Origin of the sequence: Kutzneria sp. NPDC051319 (genome assembly GCF_040682195.1) — a bacterium.
In the GTDB taxonomy this organism is placed as follows: domain Bacteria; phylum Actinomycetota; class Actinomycetes; order Mycobacteriales; family Pseudonocardiaceae; genus Kutzneria.
In genome coordinates, this window is the sequence record NZ_JBFBAM010000076.1 from 29,996 (window position 1) to 45,558 (window position 15,563).

At 69.0% G+C, this 15,563-nt stretch carries 15 protein-coding genes; 12 read left to right on the top strand and 3 right to left on the bottom strand.

What is annotated here, in order from left to right:
• Positions 1–157: 157 nt before the first annotated feature.
• Positions 158–589, bottom strand: a complete 432-nt coding sequence (locus AB0M73_RS41655) for a hypothetical protein (protein ID WP_363903736.1) — start codon at positions 587–589, stop codon at positions 158–160.
• Entirely contained in the window at positions 586–2,187 is a 1,602-nt protein-coding gene (locus AB0M73_RS41660; RefSeq protein ID WP_363903738.1) for a GMC family oxidoreductase, read from the bottom strand. The genes AB0M73_RS41655 and AB0M73_RS41660 overlap by 4 nt, the downstream gene beginning before the upstream one ends.
• Before the next feature lie 281 nt (positions 2,188–2,468).
• On the opposite strand from AB0M73_RS41660, the gene AB0M73_RS41665 reads away from it, so the two are divergent.
• Entirely contained in the window at positions 2,469–3,959 is a 1,491-nt protein-coding gene (locus AB0M73_RS41665) for a glycosyl hydrolase family 28 protein (protein ID WP_363903741.1), read from the top strand.
• A 162-nt stretch (positions 3,960–4,121) separates the two neighbouring features.
• Here the strand turns inward: AB0M73_RS41665 and AB0M73_RS41670 are convergent, their stop codons facing one another.
• The gene (locus AB0M73_RS41670; protein ID WP_363903744.1) at positions 4,122–4,562 is read right to left on the bottom strand and encodes a nitroreductase family deazaflavin-dependent oxidoreductase; all 441 of its coding nucleotides are present in this window, start codon (positions 4,560–4,562) and stop codon (positions 4,122–4,124) included.
• Between the two features lie 116 nt (positions 4,563–4,678).
• Here AB0M73_RS41670 and AB0M73_RS41675 point away from each other — a divergent pair, with 116 nt between their 5' ends.
• The 11 genes from AB0M73_RS41675 to AB0M73_RS41725 all read left to right on the top strand — a co-directional run bounded on the left by AB0M73_RS41675 (position 4,679) and on the right by AB0M73_RS41725 (position 15,365).
• Entirely contained in the window at positions 4,679–5,380 is a 702-nt protein-coding gene (locus tag AB0M73_RS41675; RefSeq protein WP_363903747.1) for a TetR/AcrR family transcriptional regulator, read from the top strand.
• Positions 5,377–5,769 carry a TIGR03668 family PPOX class F420-dependent oxidoreductase gene (locus AB0M73_RS41680; protein ID WP_363903750.1) on the top strand — a complete coding sequence of 131 codons (393 nt, stop codon included), beginning with the start codon at positions 5,377–5,379 and terminating at the stop codon, positions 5,767–5,769. The genes AB0M73_RS41675 and AB0M73_RS41680 overlap by 4 nt, the downstream gene beginning before the upstream one ends.
• 366 nt (positions 5,770–6,135) lie before the next feature.
• Positions 6,136–6,732, top strand: coding sequence for a LuxR C-terminal-related transcriptional regulator (locus AB0M73_RS41685; RefSeq protein ID WP_363903753.1), 597 nt, complete (start codon positions 6,136–6,138; stop codon positions 6,730–6,732).
• A 297-nt stretch (positions 6,733–7,029) separates the two neighbouring features.
• Positions 7,030–8,256 carry a class I SAM-dependent methyltransferase gene (locus tag AB0M73_RS41690; protein WP_363903756.1) on the top strand — a complete coding sequence of 409 codons (1,227 nt, stop codon included), beginning with the start codon at positions 7,030–7,032 and terminating at the stop codon, positions 8,254–8,256.
• Positions 8,253–9,029: a sugar phosphate nucleotidyltransferase gene (locus AB0M73_RS41695; RefSeq protein ID WP_363903759.1), complete on the top strand. Its 777-nt coding sequence runs from the start codon at positions 8,253–8,255 to the stop codon at positions 9,027–9,029. Before AB0M73_RS41690 ends, AB0M73_RS41695 begins: the two co-directional genes overlap by 4 nt.
• Positions 9,026–9,676, top strand: a complete 651-nt coding sequence (locus AB0M73_RS41700; protein WP_363903762.1) for a PIG-L family deacetylase — start codon at positions 9,026–9,028, stop codon at positions 9,674–9,676. The genes AB0M73_RS41695 and AB0M73_RS41700 overlap by 4 nt, the downstream gene beginning before the upstream one ends.
• Positions 9,677–9,681: 5 nt before the next feature.
• On the top strand, positions 9,682–10,707 hold the full coding sequence (locus tag AB0M73_RS41705) for an SDR family oxidoreductase (protein ID WP_043729812.1): 1,026 nt from the start codon (positions 9,682–9,684) through the stop codon (positions 10,705–10,707).
• Positions 10,704–11,957, top strand: a complete 1,254-nt coding sequence (locus tag AB0M73_RS41710) for a DUF4910 domain-containing protein (RefSeq protein WP_363903765.1) — start codon at positions 10,704–10,706, stop codon at positions 11,955–11,957. Before AB0M73_RS41705 ends, AB0M73_RS41710 begins: the two co-directional genes overlap by 4 nt.
• A 7-nt stretch (positions 11,958–11,964) precedes the next feature.
• On the top strand, positions 11,965–12,963 hold the full coding sequence (locus AB0M73_RS41715; protein ID WP_363903768.1) for a hypothetical protein: 999 nt from the start codon (positions 11,965–11,967) through the stop codon (positions 12,961–12,963).
• On the top strand, positions 12,950–14,473 hold the full coding sequence (locus AB0M73_RS41720; protein ID WP_363903770.1) for an oligosaccharide flippase family protein: 1,524 nt from the start codon (positions 12,950–12,952) through the stop codon (positions 14,471–14,473). Before AB0M73_RS41715 ends, AB0M73_RS41720 begins: the two co-directional genes overlap by 14 nt.
• A 13-nt stretch (positions 14,474–14,486) precedes the next feature.
• On the top strand, positions 14,487–15,365 hold the full coding sequence (locus tag AB0M73_RS41725; RefSeq protein ID WP_363903773.1) for a glycosyltransferase family 2 protein: 879 nt from the start codon (positions 14,487–14,489) through the stop codon (positions 15,363–15,365).
• Positions 15,366–15,563 lie beyond the last annotated feature (198 nt).

Consider the following 15,563-nt stretch of genomic DNA (forward strand, 5'->3'; position numbering starts at 1 on the left):
TGCGCCACAATGCTTCGCGTCACGGCCTCGGCCACGTCCGACGGGCTGGCCAGCCGAGTGCTGCCCAGCACGGCGCCGGTCGCGGGCTCGACGATGTCGATCAGTTCCCCGGTCAGCTCGCCGAACACGGGCTTGTCGGACGCGAACAGGTCGGCCATCACTGCCTCCGTGACAGGGAGTCGGGGTCTCGGTGCACCGGTCCACGATCCACCACCCGGTCAAGCAGCCCCTCGGCCAGGTAGGCGGGATAGTCCTCGGGCCGCACGGGAACCGGCTGCTGCCCGGTGTAGTTCAGCAGCCGCTTGACCAGGGCGCTGGTGTAGTAGCCGCCGGAGACGATCTCCAGCACGGCCTGGTGGGCGCGCGGATCGAGGTCGGCCAGCAACCGCAGCGCCGGCGCCGGCTCGCACTCGCCGGCCAGCGCCCACGCCCGGTTCAGCGCGCGGGCCAGATCGGGGCGCACCGCCAGCACCAGGTCGAGTTGGCTGTCCGCGACGCCGACCGCCGACGCCGCCGGCATGCCGTCACCCGCCGGGATCAGCTCGTCGGCGATCGCGCCGAGCCAGCTCCGGAGGTTGTCCTCGGTCATCGGGGAGTCCTTTGCTCGCGCCGGTTTTCGATGAGGTGCTCGGTGTTGCGCAGGGCGAGCGAGACGATGGTGCTCGTCGGGTTCACGGCGCCGGAGGTGACGAACACACTGCCGTCCGCGATGTACAGGTTGGGCACGTCGTGGGCGCGGCCCCAGCCGTCGACGACCGAGGTCTCGGGGTCGTCGCCCATCCGCGCTGTGCCCAGGAGATGCCAGCCGGAGAAGCGCATCAGCGACTCCACCGCCGTGCGGTGCGCGCCGGCCTCGGCGAACGACCGCTGCGCCTGCTCGATGTTGAAGTCCAGCAGCCGTCGGGAGTTCTCGCCGACGCGGTAGGTGACCTTGGGCGCGGGAATGCCGGAGGAATCGGTCAGGCTGCTGTCGATCTCCACCCGGTTGGCCTCGTCGGGCAGGTCCTCGCCGAAGATGCACCAGCTCAGCGAGTGCCCGAGGTGAGCTCGCACGTGAGCGTGGTGTTCCTTGCCCCAAACGGAGTTTCCGGCCCGTGAGGGCAGCGCGGCGTTCAGCGGGCCGCCGGTCGGGGCCAGGCTCCACTTCGCGCCGCGCACGAAGTCGCGGTCGGTGTCGGTCTCGTAGAACTCGTAGCTGACGATCTTCGCGCCGACATGGCCGCCCGCGTCGACGGGCTCGTCGAAGTAGCCGGTGACGTTGGCGAAGGGGTGCACCATCAGGCGTTTCCCGACCAGGCCGCTGGAATTGGCCAGACCGTGGGGAAAGCGGGGTGACGCGGAGTTCAGCAGGAGGCGCGCGGTGCCGACGGAGTTGGCCGCCAGCACCACGACATCGGCCTTGACGACGTGCCAGTTTCCTTCGGGATCAACGTATTCCGCGCCGATGGCCAGGCCTTGGGCGTCGGTGAGGATGCGGGACACCCGGGCGCCGGTGATCAGCCGTGCGCCGGCCTTGATCGCGTTCGGCCAGTGCGTGACGTCGGTCGACGCCTTGGCCCCTTCCGGGCAGCCCTGCATGCAGGAACCATAGTGGGCGCAGGCGTTTCGGCCCTGGTACGGGCGTGACAGCACGGCGTTGGGCGCGGGCCACCAGTGCCACTTGAGGCGGTCGTGCGCGCGGGCCATGCGCAGGGCTCCGTCGCCGATCGGCAGCGGTGGCAACGGAAACTCGGCCCCCGCCGGCACCGACGTGTCGCCGGCCAGGCCTGAGACGCCGAAGGCGCGGTCGGTGCGTTCGTAGAACGGCTGGAGGTCGCGGTAGGTCAGCGGCCAGTCGTCGCCGACGCCGTCCAGCGTCCGCGTGCGGAAGTCCGAGGGCAGCAGGCGGGGCCAGTCCGCCGCGTAGAGCACCATGCTGCCGCCGACGCCGTTGTACATCAGCGTCGCGATGTCCGAGTCGGTCTCGTTGACCGGGTAGTCCTCGGGCTTGCCGCGCAGCGTCGGACTGCTGCCCCAGCCGCCGCGGGCCTCCAGCTCGTAGGTCGGGCGCAGCGCGGGGAAATCCGTCCGATCCGGCCAGTGACCTTGCTCCAGACAGACCACGTCGAAGCCGGCTTCGGCCAGCGCGCCGGTGACCACGCCGCCCGACGCCCCGGCGCCCACCACGAGCACATCCGAGTGTTCCACGGTCCTCCCCGCATGGGAAAGCGCTTTCCCCGCAACCTATCCCGCTACCGGCCCGCCGGCAACCAACGCGCAGCAACCAACCCCCCCGCGAGTCCCGTCCAGCGTCACACCGAAACCCGCGCTCGTGCAGAAATGAGCCTCGGGGCTCAGTTCTGCACAAAACCGTATTTCGGTGTGCCGGTGAGCGGGACTCGCGGGGGTTGACGGGGTGGGGTGGTGGTTCTAGCCTTGGCGAGCCGCCGCTGTAAACGTTTACATTTCCTCGTCCCTGGGAGGACAGCGTGCGCTACGCAGCGTTGCGGAGGTCGGCCCTGATCCCGATCGTCGCGGTGGCCGGCATCGTCGTGTTCTGCGCCGGAGGCGCCGCGGCGGCCACGGTCCAGCCGCACGCGACCACCTACAACGTCAAGGACTACGGCGCGAAGGCCGACGGCAAGACCAACAACGCGCCGGCCATCGACAAGGCCGTCGCCGCGGCCAACAAGGCCGGCGGCGGCACGGTGGAGTTCCCGTCCGGCAGCTACCTGTCGGCCGGCACCGTGCACCTCAAGAGCAATGTCACCATCCAGCTCGACGCCGGCTCCACGATCACCGGCTCCGCGTCCGGCTACGACAAGCCCGAGTCCAACCCGAACGACAAGTACCAGGACTACGGGCACAGCCACTTCCACAACGCCATGTTCTACGGCGACGCCGTGGACAACGTGAGCTTCACCGGCTCGGGCACCATCGACGGCGGCGGCCACCTGATCACCGGCAACCCGAAGTCGGGCCAGGCCGACAAGATCATCTCGCTCACCCGCTGCACCAACCTGACGCTCTCGGGCATCACCCTCAAGCGCGGCGGGCACTTCGCGGCGCTGATCAACGGGTGCGACCACGTCGTGTCCGACCACCTGACGATCTCCACCGCCGGCGACCGCGACGGCTGGAACATCATCAGCACCACCAACGTGACGATCACCAACATCAACGACGCCGCCAACGACGACGCGCTGGTGTTCAAGAGCGACTGGGCGCTGGGCAAGACCCTGCCCAACGGCCACGTCACCGTCACCAATGCCAACCTCTCGGCCGGCTGCTGCAACGCGCTGATGTTCGGCTCCGAGACGTGCGGCGACTTCACCGACTACCAGTTCTCGCACATCAAGATCACCGGCGCCGGCAAGTCGGGGCTGGGCCTGGTGTCCATGGACGGCGCGCACATCAGCAACGTGCACTACGACGACATCACGATGTCCAATACGCAGTCGCCGATCATGCAGAAGATCGGCACGCGCAAGCGGTGCGGCGGCAGTCCCGGCGTCGGCAGCATCAGCGACATCCACTACAGCAACATCACCGGCACCAAGGCCGGCAAGTACAGCCCCACCCTGTGGGGCGAGTCCGGGCACGCGATCAGCAACATCACCTTCGACAACGTGCACCTGGACCTGCCCGGCGGCAGCGGCTCCGTGTCGAGCGGGGTGCCGAGCAACAGCGGCACCGACTACAACCCCAACAGCATCGGCACCCGGCCCGCCTACGGCTTCTACCTGCACAACGTCTCCGGCGTCACCTTCACCAACAGCGGCTTCACGTTCGACAAGTCCGACTCCCGGCCGGCGATCATCGCCAACGCCGCCAGCGGGCTGACCCTGGACAACGTGACCGCCCAGGCCGGCAAGACCAGCTACGACCTCGGCCTGCAGCAGGTGAACGGCTACTGCCTGTCCGGCGGCACGAAGCTGCGCGTGAGCAACTCCGGCTCAACCGAAAAGTGCGCCAGCTGATCCATTTATTGCCGGCAAGGCGGTGTCGCGCGCATTCGGCGCGAGCGGCACCGCCTTGCCGGCTATTCATGGCCGAAAACGTCTGATGTTTGACGGTGTCGGTGCGTGCGTGAAGATGAACGCAAGGCGAACTGAAGGTGAATCACGCGAGATGAGGGCCGGTCAGAGCCGGAAGACCGGGTAGCCGGGGGCGATGGCCAGCAGCTCCTCGTCGGTGGCGGTGTGGTCGATGCCGTCGAAGAACACGCCGACCTCGAACTTCCAGCGCTTGAGGTACGCCCGCAGGACGGCCGGCTTGTCGGCGTCGGCCACCTCGGTGGGGGTGAAGGCCTCGGTGCGACGCCCGAGTCGCAGCTCGCCGGATCCGGCGGCGCGCAGGTTGCGGACCCACTGGGTGTGACCGCGCGGGGCGACGAGATAGCGAACACCGTCGACGGTCAGCAGATTGACGGGATTGGTCCGCCATTCGCCGGAAGTCCGGCCACGGACGGCCAGAACGCGGCTGCCCCACACGCTGACGCCGAGCCGGGTGAGGCCGGCGACCAGCTCGTTGAAGACATTGGTGGCCCGCTTGGGCTGGATGTAACGGTTGGCGCTGGTCATCTGCCTTCTCCGATTCGAGAGCGGTGCTCTGTGATGAGAACAGTGAACACGGATTGGAGCTCTCAGTCAAGAGCAGTGCTCCGGAATCCGACCAGCGCTCTGGTAGGGTGCGGAGCGTGAATGCGGGGAAGACGGCGCGTGATCGCGCCCGGACCGAGCTGACGGCGGAGATCAAGGACGAGGCCCGTCGGCAGCTGGCCTCGTCGGGGGCGGACGGCCTGTCGCTGCGGGCGGTGGCCCGCGCGCTGGGCATGGTGAGCTCGGCGATCTACCGCTATTACCCGAGCCGTGAAGAACTGCTGACGGCATTGATCATCGACGCGTATCGGGCGCTAGGGGCCGCCGCCATGGCCGCTGACCAGCGCCTTCCCGACAAGGACCTGCGCGGGCGATGGCAGGCGGTCTGCCATTCCGTGCGGGACTGGGCCCGGGCCAACCGGCATGAATACGCGCTGATCTACGGCTCGCCGGTGCCCGGCTATCAGGCGCCGGAGGTCACGATCGTCGAGGCGCAGAAGGTGCCGCTGATCATGGTCCGGGTGCTCAGGGCGGCCTGGGCGGAGGGCACGCTACGGTCGACCCGGGATTCGGCGGTCCTCTCGGACGGCCTGGCCGAGCAGTGTCGGACCCTGGCCGAGGCGATCGCCCCGGAACTGCCGCCCGAGGTGCTGGCCCGGGCCATCGTGGCCTGGACGCAGCTGTTCGGCATGATCAGTTTCGAGCTGTTCGGGCAGCTCGTGGGCAGTGTCGACCCCTCGGACGAGTTCTTCACGTACGCCGTCGACGTGCTGGCGGACCTGGTCGGCATGCCGTCATGAGCCTGGAGCGGTTCGCCCAGGCTCGGGTCGCGCGCCTGGCCACGGCCGGCGCGGACGGTCGACCGCACCTGGTGCCGGTGACCTTCGCGGTCCACGACGACCTGGTGGTGATCGCGGTCGACCACAAGCCGAAGACCACGACCAACCTCAGGCGGCTGCGCAACATCAGGGAAAACGACCAGGTCAGCATGCTTGTCGATCACTACGACGAGGACTGGGGCCAACTGTGGTGGGTGCGCGTGGACGGCACGGCCACGGTCATCGACGGCCCGGAAATGGCCGAGCCCGTCGAGTGGCTGATGGCGAAGTACCGGCAGTACCGGGAGCGCCCGCCGACCGGTCCGGTCATCAGGATCCGGGTGTTCACGGTTGTAAACTGGCGCGGCTAGTGCGCATTCCCGCTATTTTGTGACACGCGCCACTATCGACGAAGATATGTCCCGAGGTACCCGCCGAACGGCGGAAAACGGGCGTGTCGCGCATTGTGAAACGTGTTGCGCGTCCGTCGAACGGTGTTCGACAGACGGGGCCGCAGGGCCGCCACCAGCGGCCTTGCCCTGGCGAAGATCATCAATGGTGTCCGGGAATGCGTGCAGAAGTGGCACTGGGCCAGCCGTTTCGGTCGAACTGCGGCCAACCGACCTGGATCGGGCTCCAGCCGTCTCGACGCGTCTATAGACGTCGCTGTGAACAACTTCTGGAGACGGGGGGAGTTACCTCTTTCATACCGTGAAGCAAGTCGGTCGGGAGGACTCATGGCGCGGGTGAGGGTGTTCGTTCAAGCGGGGGATCCGATCTCCGCGGTCGGTCTGGCCAGTTACATCAGGGCGCAGCCCGGCATGCTGGTCGTGCCCAGCCGATTGCCGGCGGACGCCGATGTGGCGCTCACGGTCACCGACCGGGTCAACTCCGATTTCATCGGCGCGCTGACCAAGGCGGCGCAGGCCGCGCCGCTGCCGACGGTGGTGGCCACCGACAACGTCGACCCGGAGCAGGCGCCGTCGCTGCACCGGTGTCGCGTCGTCGCGCTGCTGCCGCGCTCCGCGGCCACCAGCAGCCGGCTGGCTGGCGCGGTGCTGGAGGCCGCCGGCGGCGGTGCGGTGCCGAGTCTGGCCGAGCAGGCCGAGAACCTGCGCCGCGAGATCGCCGGCCCGGACGGGGCCATGCTGGCCCCGCGCGAGCTGACGGTGTTGCAGCTGATGGCGGACGGGCACGACACGCCCGAGATCGCCGACATCATGGCCTGCTCCGACCGCATGGTGAAGAGCATCATCCTGAGCGCGACCAAGCGCTTCAACGTGCACAACCGGGTGCACGCCGTGGCCTGCGCACTGCGGGCCGGCCTCATCTGAGGCCCCGACAGAACAAGAGCACTGCTCGACTGACGCCGCGGACGTTGCGCGCGGTCTCCACTCGGTTCCGCCACGCCGAGTGGGGTCCCCGCGTGACGTCCGTTTCGCGTATCCGGCGCGGCGCCCGCTCGTTGGTTCAGGCGAAGGTGTCGAAGGGCTACGCCGAACGGGCTAGTGGTTGGCGTGGCGGGATGTTCCCCACTCCCGCGCCCCGGTAACACCGGGTGCGCAAGCAGCGAATCAGGGTACGGCGACGCCGTCGGCGTCGCGCTCGAATTCTCGCGGGGAGCGTGGCGGATGTCGGTCTGTCGGCTGTGTGGCTCGACGAACCTGGAGGGTGTGGTCGATCTCGGCGCCACCCCGCCGTGCGAACGGTTCCTCACCGAGGCACAGCTGGACGAGCCGGAGGTCACCTACCCGCTGCACCTGCGGGTCTGCACGCAGTGCTGGCTGGCCCAGATCCCGCCGCTGATCACTCCTGAGGACACCTTCACCGAGTACGCGTACTTCTCGTCCTTCTCGACGTCCTGGGTGGAGCACGCGCGGCGCTTCGTCGACGGCGCGGTGGAGCGGCTGGGCCTGGACGCCGACTCGTTCGTGGTCGAGGTGGCCAGCAACGACGGCTACCTGCTCCAGCACGTGGTGTCCCGCTGGATCCGGTGTCTCGGCGTGGAACCCTCGGTGAACGTCGGCCAGGCGGCCCGGGACAAGGGCGTGCCGACGCTGACCGCGTTCCTCACCCCGGAGACCGGGGCCCAGGTCCGCGCCGAGCACGGGCCGGCGAACCTGGTGGTGGCCAACAACGTCTACGCGCACATCCCCGACGTCATCGGCTTCACCAAGGGGCTGCGCAACCTGGTGGCCGACGACGGCTGGGTGTCCATCGAGGTGCAGCACCTGCTGACCCTGATGGAGCTCAACCAGTACGACACGATCTACCACGAGCACTTCCAGTACTACACCGTGGCCTCCGCGCAGCGGGCGCTGGCCAGCGGCGGACTGTCCGTTGTGGACGTCGAACTGGTGTCGACGCACGGCGGCTCCATCCGGCTGTGGGCCCGCCCGACCGAGGTCGCCGGCGAGCCGAGCACCCGCGTGCACGACGTGCTGGCCCGGGAGAAGGCGGCCGGTCTGCACGAACTGTCCGGCTACACCGAGTTCGCCGCCCGGGTGGCCAAGGTGCGCCGGGACCTGTTGGCGTTCCTGACCAAGGCCGCCGCCGAGGGCAAGACCGTCGTCGGCTACGGCGCGCCCGGCAAGGGCAACACGCTGCTCAACCACTGCGGCATCCGGCCGGACCTGCTGGCGTACACGGTGGACCGCAACCCGTACAAGCACGGCCGGTTCACGCCCGGCACGCGGATCCCGATCCTGCCGCCCGAGCGGATCGCCGAGGACCGCCCGGACTACGTGCTGGTGCTGCCGTGGAACCTGCGCGACGAGCTGGTCGAGCAGCTGGCCTACGTCCGCGAATGGGGCGGCAGCCTGGTCTTCCCCATCCCCGAACTCGAGGTGAAGTCGTGAAGGTCGTCCTGTTCTGCGGCGGACACGGGATGCGGATGCGCACCGGGACCTCCGCGGACGTGCCCAAGCCGATGCAGCTGGTCGGGCCGAGACCCCTGATCTGGCACGTGATGCGCTACTACGCCCACTTCGGGCACACCGAGTTCATCCTGTGCCTGGGCTACGGCGCGCACCACATCAAGGACTTCTTCCTCAACTACGAGGAGACCGCCTCCAACGACTTCGTGCTGTCCGGCGGCAAGGTGGAGCTGCTGTCCACGGACATCTCGGAGTGGAAGATCACGTTCGCGCAGACCGGCATCTCCTCGCCGATCGGCGAGCGGCTGCGCCGGGTGCGTGAGCACCTGGACGGCGACGAGATGTTCCTGGCCAACTACGCCGACGTGCTGACCGACGCGCCGCTGCCGGAGATCGTCAGGCGGTTCGAGCAGTCCGAGGCCGGCGCGTCGATGATGGTCGTGCCGCCGCCCGGCAGCTTCCACTGCGTCGAGCTCGGCGAGTCCGGCATGGTCTCGGGCATCACCCCGGTCAGCGACATGCCGCTGTGGTCCAACGGCGGCTATTTCGTGCTGCGCCAGGAGGTCTTCGACCACATCCCGGAGGGCGGCGACCTCGTCGCCGACGGGTGCGGCGAGCTGGCCAAGCGCGGCCGGCTGATGGCCTACCCGCACCGCGGGTACTGGAAGCCGACCGACACCGTCAAGGAACGGGTGGCGTTGGACGAGGCCTACTCGCGCGGCGAGCGGCCCTGGGCCTTGTGGGAAAGGGAATGATCGCACTCTCGACCGGACGCCCGCGCCGGATCGCCGTGCTCGCCGCCCACTGTGACGACATCGCGATCGGCGCGGGCGGCAGTCTGCTCACGTTGTGCGGCGGCAATCCCGGCGTGCGGGTGGACGCGCTCGTGCTGACCGGCGGCGGAACCGCGCGTGAGGACGAGGAGCACGCGGCCCTGGCGGCGTTCTGCCCGGGCGCGGATCTCCGTGTCACGGTGGGAAAGCTGCCCGACGGTCGGCTGCCGGCACACTGGGAGGAGGCGAAGGCGGCGGTCGAGGAGCTGCGCTCGCGCACCGACCCGGATCTGATCTTCGCGCCGAACACCCTTGACGCGCACCAGGATCACCGCGGGCTGGCCGAGCTGGTGCCGCAGGTGTTCCGCGACCACCTGGCGCTGGGGTACGAGATCGTCAAGTGGGACGGGGATCTCGGGCGGCCGTCGGTGTACCAGCCGCTGGCCGACGAGATCGCCGAGGAGAAGGTGCGGCTGCTGCACACGCACTACCCGTCGCAGCGGAGGCGTCCCTGGTACGACCGCGAGGCGTTTCTCGGCCTGGCGCGGATCCGGGGCATCGAGTGCAAGTCCCGGTACGCGGAAGCGTTCCACGTCAACAAGCTCACTCTCGACCTTGCTGGAGGATGACCCTGATGCGCGTGCTGCTGACCGGACACCAGGGTTACCTGGGCACCGTGATGGCCCCGGTGCTGGCTGAGGCCGGGCACGAGGTGATCGGCCTCGACTCCGGCCTGTTCGCGGACTGCGTGCTCGGCCCGACACCGGCCGATCCCGCCGGCATCGCGGTCGACCTTCGTGACGTGACGGCCGAACACCTGTCCACTGTGGACGCTGTGGTGCACCTGGCGGCGCTGTCCAACGACCCGCTGGGGTCGCTGGCCCCGCAGCTGACCTACGACATCAACCACCACGCCTCGGTGCACCTGGCCCGACTGGCCAAGGATGCCGGTGTGAAGCGCTACCTCTACGCCTCGACGTGCTCGGTCTACGGCGCGTCGGGCGGCGGTGGCCTGGTCGACGAGGACGCCCCGCTGCGTCCGGTGACGCCGTACGCGGAGTCCAAGGTGCGGGTCGAGGACGACGTGGCCGAGCTGGCCGACGACGACTTCACCCCGGTGTACATGCGCAACGCCACGGCTTTCGGCTTCTCGCCGCGGCTGCGGGCCGACATCGTGCTGAACAACCTGGTCGGGCACGCGCACCTGACCGGTCAGGTCAAGGTGCTGTCCGACGGCACGCCGTGGCGGCCCCTGGTGCACGCCAAGGACATCGCGGCGGCGTTCGCCTGCGCGCTGGTGGCGCCCAAGGAGGCCATCCACAACCGGGCGTTCAACGTCGGCACCGAGCTGAACAACCTGACCGTGGCCGAGATCGCCGGCGAGGTGATCGAGGCGGTGCCCGGCTCCAAGCTGGTGATCACCGGCGAGGCCGGCGCCGACCCGCGGTCCTACCGGGTGGACTTCGCCCGGATCCGGGCCGCCATGCCGGACTTCCACGCCGCGTGGTCGGTCAAGGACGGCGCCGTCGAGCTGTACGAGGCGTACCAGAAGTTCGGGCTTACCGACGAGGACTTCAAGCAGCGCTTCACCCGCCTGGCCCGGCTGTCCGACCGGTCGGCCAAGGGCACCCTCGGCGACGACATGCGGCCGGTGCGATGAAGGAGCTGGTCGACCGGCTGTACCCGGTGTGCCGCAGCATCACCGGGAACGGCCTGCGGCGGACCCTGGAGATCATCGGCGAGGAGATCCCGCTGGTGGTCTCCGAGGTGCCGTCCGGAACCCAGGTGCTGGACTGGAACGTGCCGCGGGAGTGGAACATCCGGGACGCCTGGGTGAAGGATCCCAGTGGTCGCAAGGTGATCGACTTCGCCGAGCACAACCTGCACATCGTCGGCTACAGCACGCCGCTGCGCGCCACGATGCCGTTGGCGCAGCTGCGCGAGCACCTGCACACGCTGCCCGAGCAGCCGACGCTGATCCCGTACCGCACCAGCTACTACAACGAGACGTGGGGCTTCTGCCTGCGTCACGACGTGCTGGAGTCGTTGCCGGACGGCGACTACGAGGTGTTCATCGACTCCACTTTGGACGACGGGCACCTCAGTTACGGCGAGCACGTGGTGCCGGGCGAGCTGACCGACGAGATCATCGTGTCCTGCCACATCTGCCACCCGTCGCTGGCCAACGACAACATGGCCGGCGTGGCGGTGGCGGTCGAACTGGCCAAGCGCCTGGCTGTGTCGAAACCGCGATTCACCTACCGGTTCATCTTCGCCCCCGGCACGATCGGCGCGATCACCTGGCTGGCCCGCAACTTCGAGCGGGTGGACCGGGTGCGCGGCGGTGTCACGCTGGCCTGCGCCGGCGACCGGGGATCGTTGACGTACAAGCGAAGCCGACGCGGCGACGCCCCCGTGGACCGGGCCGTCGTGCACGTGCTGCGCGAGTCGGGCCGCGAGCACAAGGTGATCGACTTCTCGCCCTACGGCTACGACGAGCGACAGTACTGCTCGCCCGGCTTCAATCTCGGCGTCGGCAGCCTCACCAGGACGCCGTACGCCGGCTACCCCGAATACCACACCTCCGGCGACAATCCCGACTTCGTCACCGAGGAGTCGATGGCCGACACGCTGGAGACGCTGTTGGCGGCGGTGGCCGTGCTGGAGCGCGACCGCCGCTACGTGAACCTCAGCCCCTACGGCGAACCCCAGCTCGGCCGGCGCGGCCTGTACGAGTCGCTCGGCGGGCGCAGTGACACGAAACAGGCCCAGATGGCGATGTTGTGGGTGCTCAACCTGTCCGACGGCGAGCACAGCCTGCTGGACATCGCCCACCGTGCCGGACTGCCGTTCGCCACGGTCGCGGACGCCGCCGACGCCCTGCGGGGCGCCGGCCTGGTGAAGGAGTGAAACGAAGATGACCCAGTCCGTGACCACCGCCCCCACGCTGGGCTTACGCGTCGGCGACCTGGTCGAGGTGCTCAGCGTCGAGGAGATCCTGGCCACCCTGGACAGCAAGGGCGAGCTGGACAACCTGCCGTTCATGCCGGAGATGGTCCGGTTCTGCGGGCAGCGCATGACCGTGCACAAGGTGGCGCACAAGCTGTGCGACACCATCAGCCGCAGCGGCATCCGCAAGATGGAGAACTCCGTCCACCTGGCCGGGGCCCGCTGCGACGGCTCGTCGCACGGCGGCTGCCAGACCGCGTGCTCCATGTACTGGAAGGAAGCCTGGCTCAAGCGCGTCGAGCCCGGCACCCCACTGCCCGTCGAGGCTTCGCGGCCGACCGGGCGTATCGATCTGCCGCTGCTGGTGGAGAACACCCACAAGGCCCCGGGTCCCGACGGCGGCGAGCGCTTCTCCTGCCAGGCCACCGAGTTGCTCCGCGCCGCGCCGACCTGCCTGCCCTTCCGCGACCTCGGGCAGTACGTCACCGACGTGAAGACCGGCAACGTCACCGCGTGGGCGTCGGTCAAGGCGTTCGGCGTGTCGCTGTTCAACCGCGTGCAGGACGTCAGCCGGCAGAAGCTGCCGCGGAAGCTGTGGTTCAAGGAGGGCCTGCGCTGGGGCTTCATCAAGGGGCAGCCCGGCAAGAAGACGCCGACCGCGCACCTTGACCTGCAGCCCGGCGAGCTGGTGCGCGTCAGGAGCAAGGAAGCGATCCTGGCCACGCTCAACGAGGACATGCTCAACCGGGGCATGGGCTTCGAGATCGAGATGGCCCGCTACTGCGGTCAGACCGCTCGGGCACAGGCCCGCGTCGACAAGTGCATCGACGAGAAGACCGGCGAGCTGCTGACGATGAAGAGCCCGTGCATCATCCTGGAGGACATCGTCTGCGCCGGGGTCTACAACTCGAGCTGCCCGCGCGAGTTCGTGCCGTTCTGGCGGGAGATCTGGCTTGAGCGAGTCTGAGTCAGGGCAGGGCCGGGACGCGAGCGAGGATCCGGTCGCGGTCGGGACAGCGGTCGCGGCCGAGTCCACCGCCGAGCAGGTCGGCACGATCGGCCGCAAGGCCGGTCGGGGCCTGCGCTGGAGCCTGGTCGGCAACCTGGGCACCAAGCTCGGGTCCTTCACCATCGGCCTGATCCTGGCCCGGCTGCTCGTGCCGGCCGACTTCGGCGTGTTCGCGGTGGCCGCCGCGGCCACGGCCTTTGTCATGCACGTCAACGACATCGGCGTGATCGCCGCCGGCGTGCAGTGGCGCGGCAGGCTGGAGGACATGGCGCCGACCGGCACCTCGATCGCCATCGCGTTCAGCAGCCTGGTGTACGCGGCGTTCTTCTTCGGAGCGCCCGCCTTCGCAACCCTCGCCGGCACTCCGGACGCCGCCCCGGTGGTGCGGCTGCTCACGCTCGTGATCATCGTGGACGGCATCACCTCCTGCCGTAGCGCGGCTCTGATGCGCCGGTTCGAGCAGGATCGGCTGACCAAGGCGACGATGATCGGCATGGCGGCCAACTTCGTGGTCGCGGTGCCGCTGGCCTTCGGCGGGGCCGGCGCCTACAGCTTCGCCGGCGGCCAGGTGGCGGGTTCCGTCGTCACCGGGATCCTGGTGTGGCGCATGGGCGCGCTGCCGCTGCGGCTGTCCTTCGACCGCGAGGTCGCCCGGAAGCTGCTCAAGTTCGGCATCCCGTTGGCGGCCAGCCTCGGCGTGGAATCGGTGCTGCTCAACGCCGACTACGTGATCGTCGGCAACGTGTTGGGCGCGGCCGCCCTCGGCTACTACCTGTTGGCGTTCAACGTCTCCAACTGGGTGCCGGGACTGGTCGGCACGGCCGTCCGTTATGTGTCGATCCCGAGCTTCTCCCGGTTGGCCGAACAGGAACCCGAGGCCTTGGCCACGGGCGTGCGGCGATCCGTGCCGGTGTTGATCTCGGCGATCCTGCCGGTGGCCGTGTTGATGGCGATCCTGGCCCCGTACATGGTTGTCTTCCTGTACAGCGACAAATGGGCGGCGTCGGCCGATGTGCTGCGCTTCCTGACCGTGCTGATGGTCGTGCGGATGTTGACGTCGCTGGCGTTCGACATCCTGACGTCCTTGGGCGCGACCCGGGCGACCGTGTGGCTCAACGCCGGCTGGGCCATCGCCCTGATCCCGGCGCTGTGGTTCGGCACCCACCTCGACGGCATCCGCGGCGCGGCGATCTCGCACGGCATCGTTGCCCTCTTGGTTGCCCTGCCGCTGGCGGTAATCGCCTTGCATCGGGCCGGCGTGCCATTGCTTCCCGTGGTGCCGGCCCTGGTTCGTCCGGCCATCGGCGCCGTGCTGTGCGCCGTCGCGACGCTGATCACCCTGCGGCTGGTCGACAGCGGCGTGTTCGTGAACCTGTTCGTGCCCGGCGTGATCGGGATGCTGGTGTTCGTGCTGACGGTCGTGCCCGTCGAGCAGTTCCGGCAGCTGCGGGCGCGGCTCGCCCGCTGAGTGAGGAGTGGTCATGCCGCTGGTGTCCGTGGGCCTGCCGGTCTACAACGGGGTGGAGCGGATCGAGGCCGTCGTGCGCTCGGTCCTCGGCCAGGACCACGCCGACCTGGAGCTGGTGATCAGCGACAACGCGTCCACCGACGGCACCGAGGACCTGTGCCGCTCGCTGGCCGCCGAGGACTCGCGGATCGTCTACCACCGCAACCCGGTGAACGTGGGGCTGCTCAACAACTTCGTCGGCGCCCTGCGGTTGGGCCGCGGCGAGTTCTTCCGCTGGGTCGGCGACGACGACTGGCTGGCCCCGAACTGCGTCTCCCGTGGTCTCGACGTCTTCGCCGCTGACCCGGGGCTCATGCTCGTCACCAGCCAGGTCGACTACACCGCACCCGACGGCGTCACCTCCACCATGCCCTATGACGGCACCGCTTTCCGGTCCGATGACCCCGTCGTCCGGCTGACCGAGATGCTCCGGCTGCTCAACGAGAGCCACCTGATCATCGATCCCTTGTACGGCATGGTGCGCCGGGAGCCCGTGGCGCGCATCGAGCGGCGGAACATGCTGCGTGAGGACGAGGTGTACGCCACCAAGCTCGCGTTGGCCGGGCGCTGGGGCCACGTGCCCGAGGTTCTGGCCAAGCGCAACTGGAAGCACGAGTCGCCGTCGATCCTCGCCCGCCGCCTCGACGTGCCCAAGTGGCAGGCGCACTTCGCGACCACCCTCCAGTGCCGGGAGATGGCCCGCTGGGTCCAGGCGTCACCGGACCTGTCCGACGACCAGCGCCGCCGCGCGTTGTTGGAGATCGGCAAGATGTACGCCCGCCGCCAGCAGATCGTGGTCGAACGCCGCGCCCGCAAACTGGTCCGCCTCGCCCGCGACCTCGTCCCGCGCTAACCCTCCACCGTAACCCGCACCCTCGCCCCCTTGCCAGCCCTTGCGCTGGGAAGGGGGCTTTCCTCCACTCGGAGTGGAGGAAAGCCGCGTTGATCATGGGCGGCACCGCAGGTGTCGCCATGCAGGGAAGGACGCCTTACCTGCAGGGCCGCATGCAGGTAAGGCGTCCTTCCCTGCGTTCAACGAGGGTAAGGCGTC

Coding starts and splice junctions, on each gene's coding strand:
- AB0M73_RS41685 (WP_363903753.1), top strand. CDS start 6,136: ATGGCGCGGGTGAGGGTGTTCGTTCAAGCGGGGGATCCGATCTCCGCG.
- AB0M73_RS41705 (WP_043729812.1), top strand. CDS start 9,682: ATGCGCGTGCTGCTGACCGGACACCAGGGTTACCTGGGCACCGTGATG.
- AB0M73_RS41690 (WP_363903756.1), top strand. CDS start 7,030: ATGTCGGTCTGTCGGCTGTGTGGCTCGACGAACCTGGAGGGTGTGGTC.
- AB0M73_RS41700 (WP_363903762.1), top strand. CDS start 9,026: ATGATCGCACTCTCGACCGGACGCCCGCGCCGGATCGCCGTGCTCGCC.
- AB0M73_RS41725 (WP_363903773.1), top strand. CDS start 14,487: ATGCCGCTGGTGTCCGTGGGCCTGCCGGTCTACAACGGGGTGGAGCGG.
- AB0M73_RS41670 (WP_363903744.1), bottom strand. CDS start 4,562: ATGACCAGCGCCAACCGTTACATCCAGCCCAAGCGGGCCACCAATGTC.
- AB0M73_RS41680 (WP_363903750.1), top strand. CDS start 5,377: ATGAGCCTGGAGCGGTTCGCCCAGGCTCGGGTCGCGCGCCTGGCCACG.
- AB0M73_RS41715 (WP_363903768.1), top strand. CDS start 11,965: ATGACCCAGTCCGTGACCACCGCCCCCACGCTGGGCTTACGCGTCGGC.
- AB0M73_RS41655 (WP_363903736.1), bottom strand. CDS start 589: ATGACCGAGGACAACCTCCGGAGCTGGCTCGGCGCGATCGCCGACGAG.
- AB0M73_RS41710 (WP_363903765.1), top strand. CDS start 10,704: ATGAAGGAGCTGGTCGACCGGCTGTACCCGGTGTGCCGCAGCATCACC.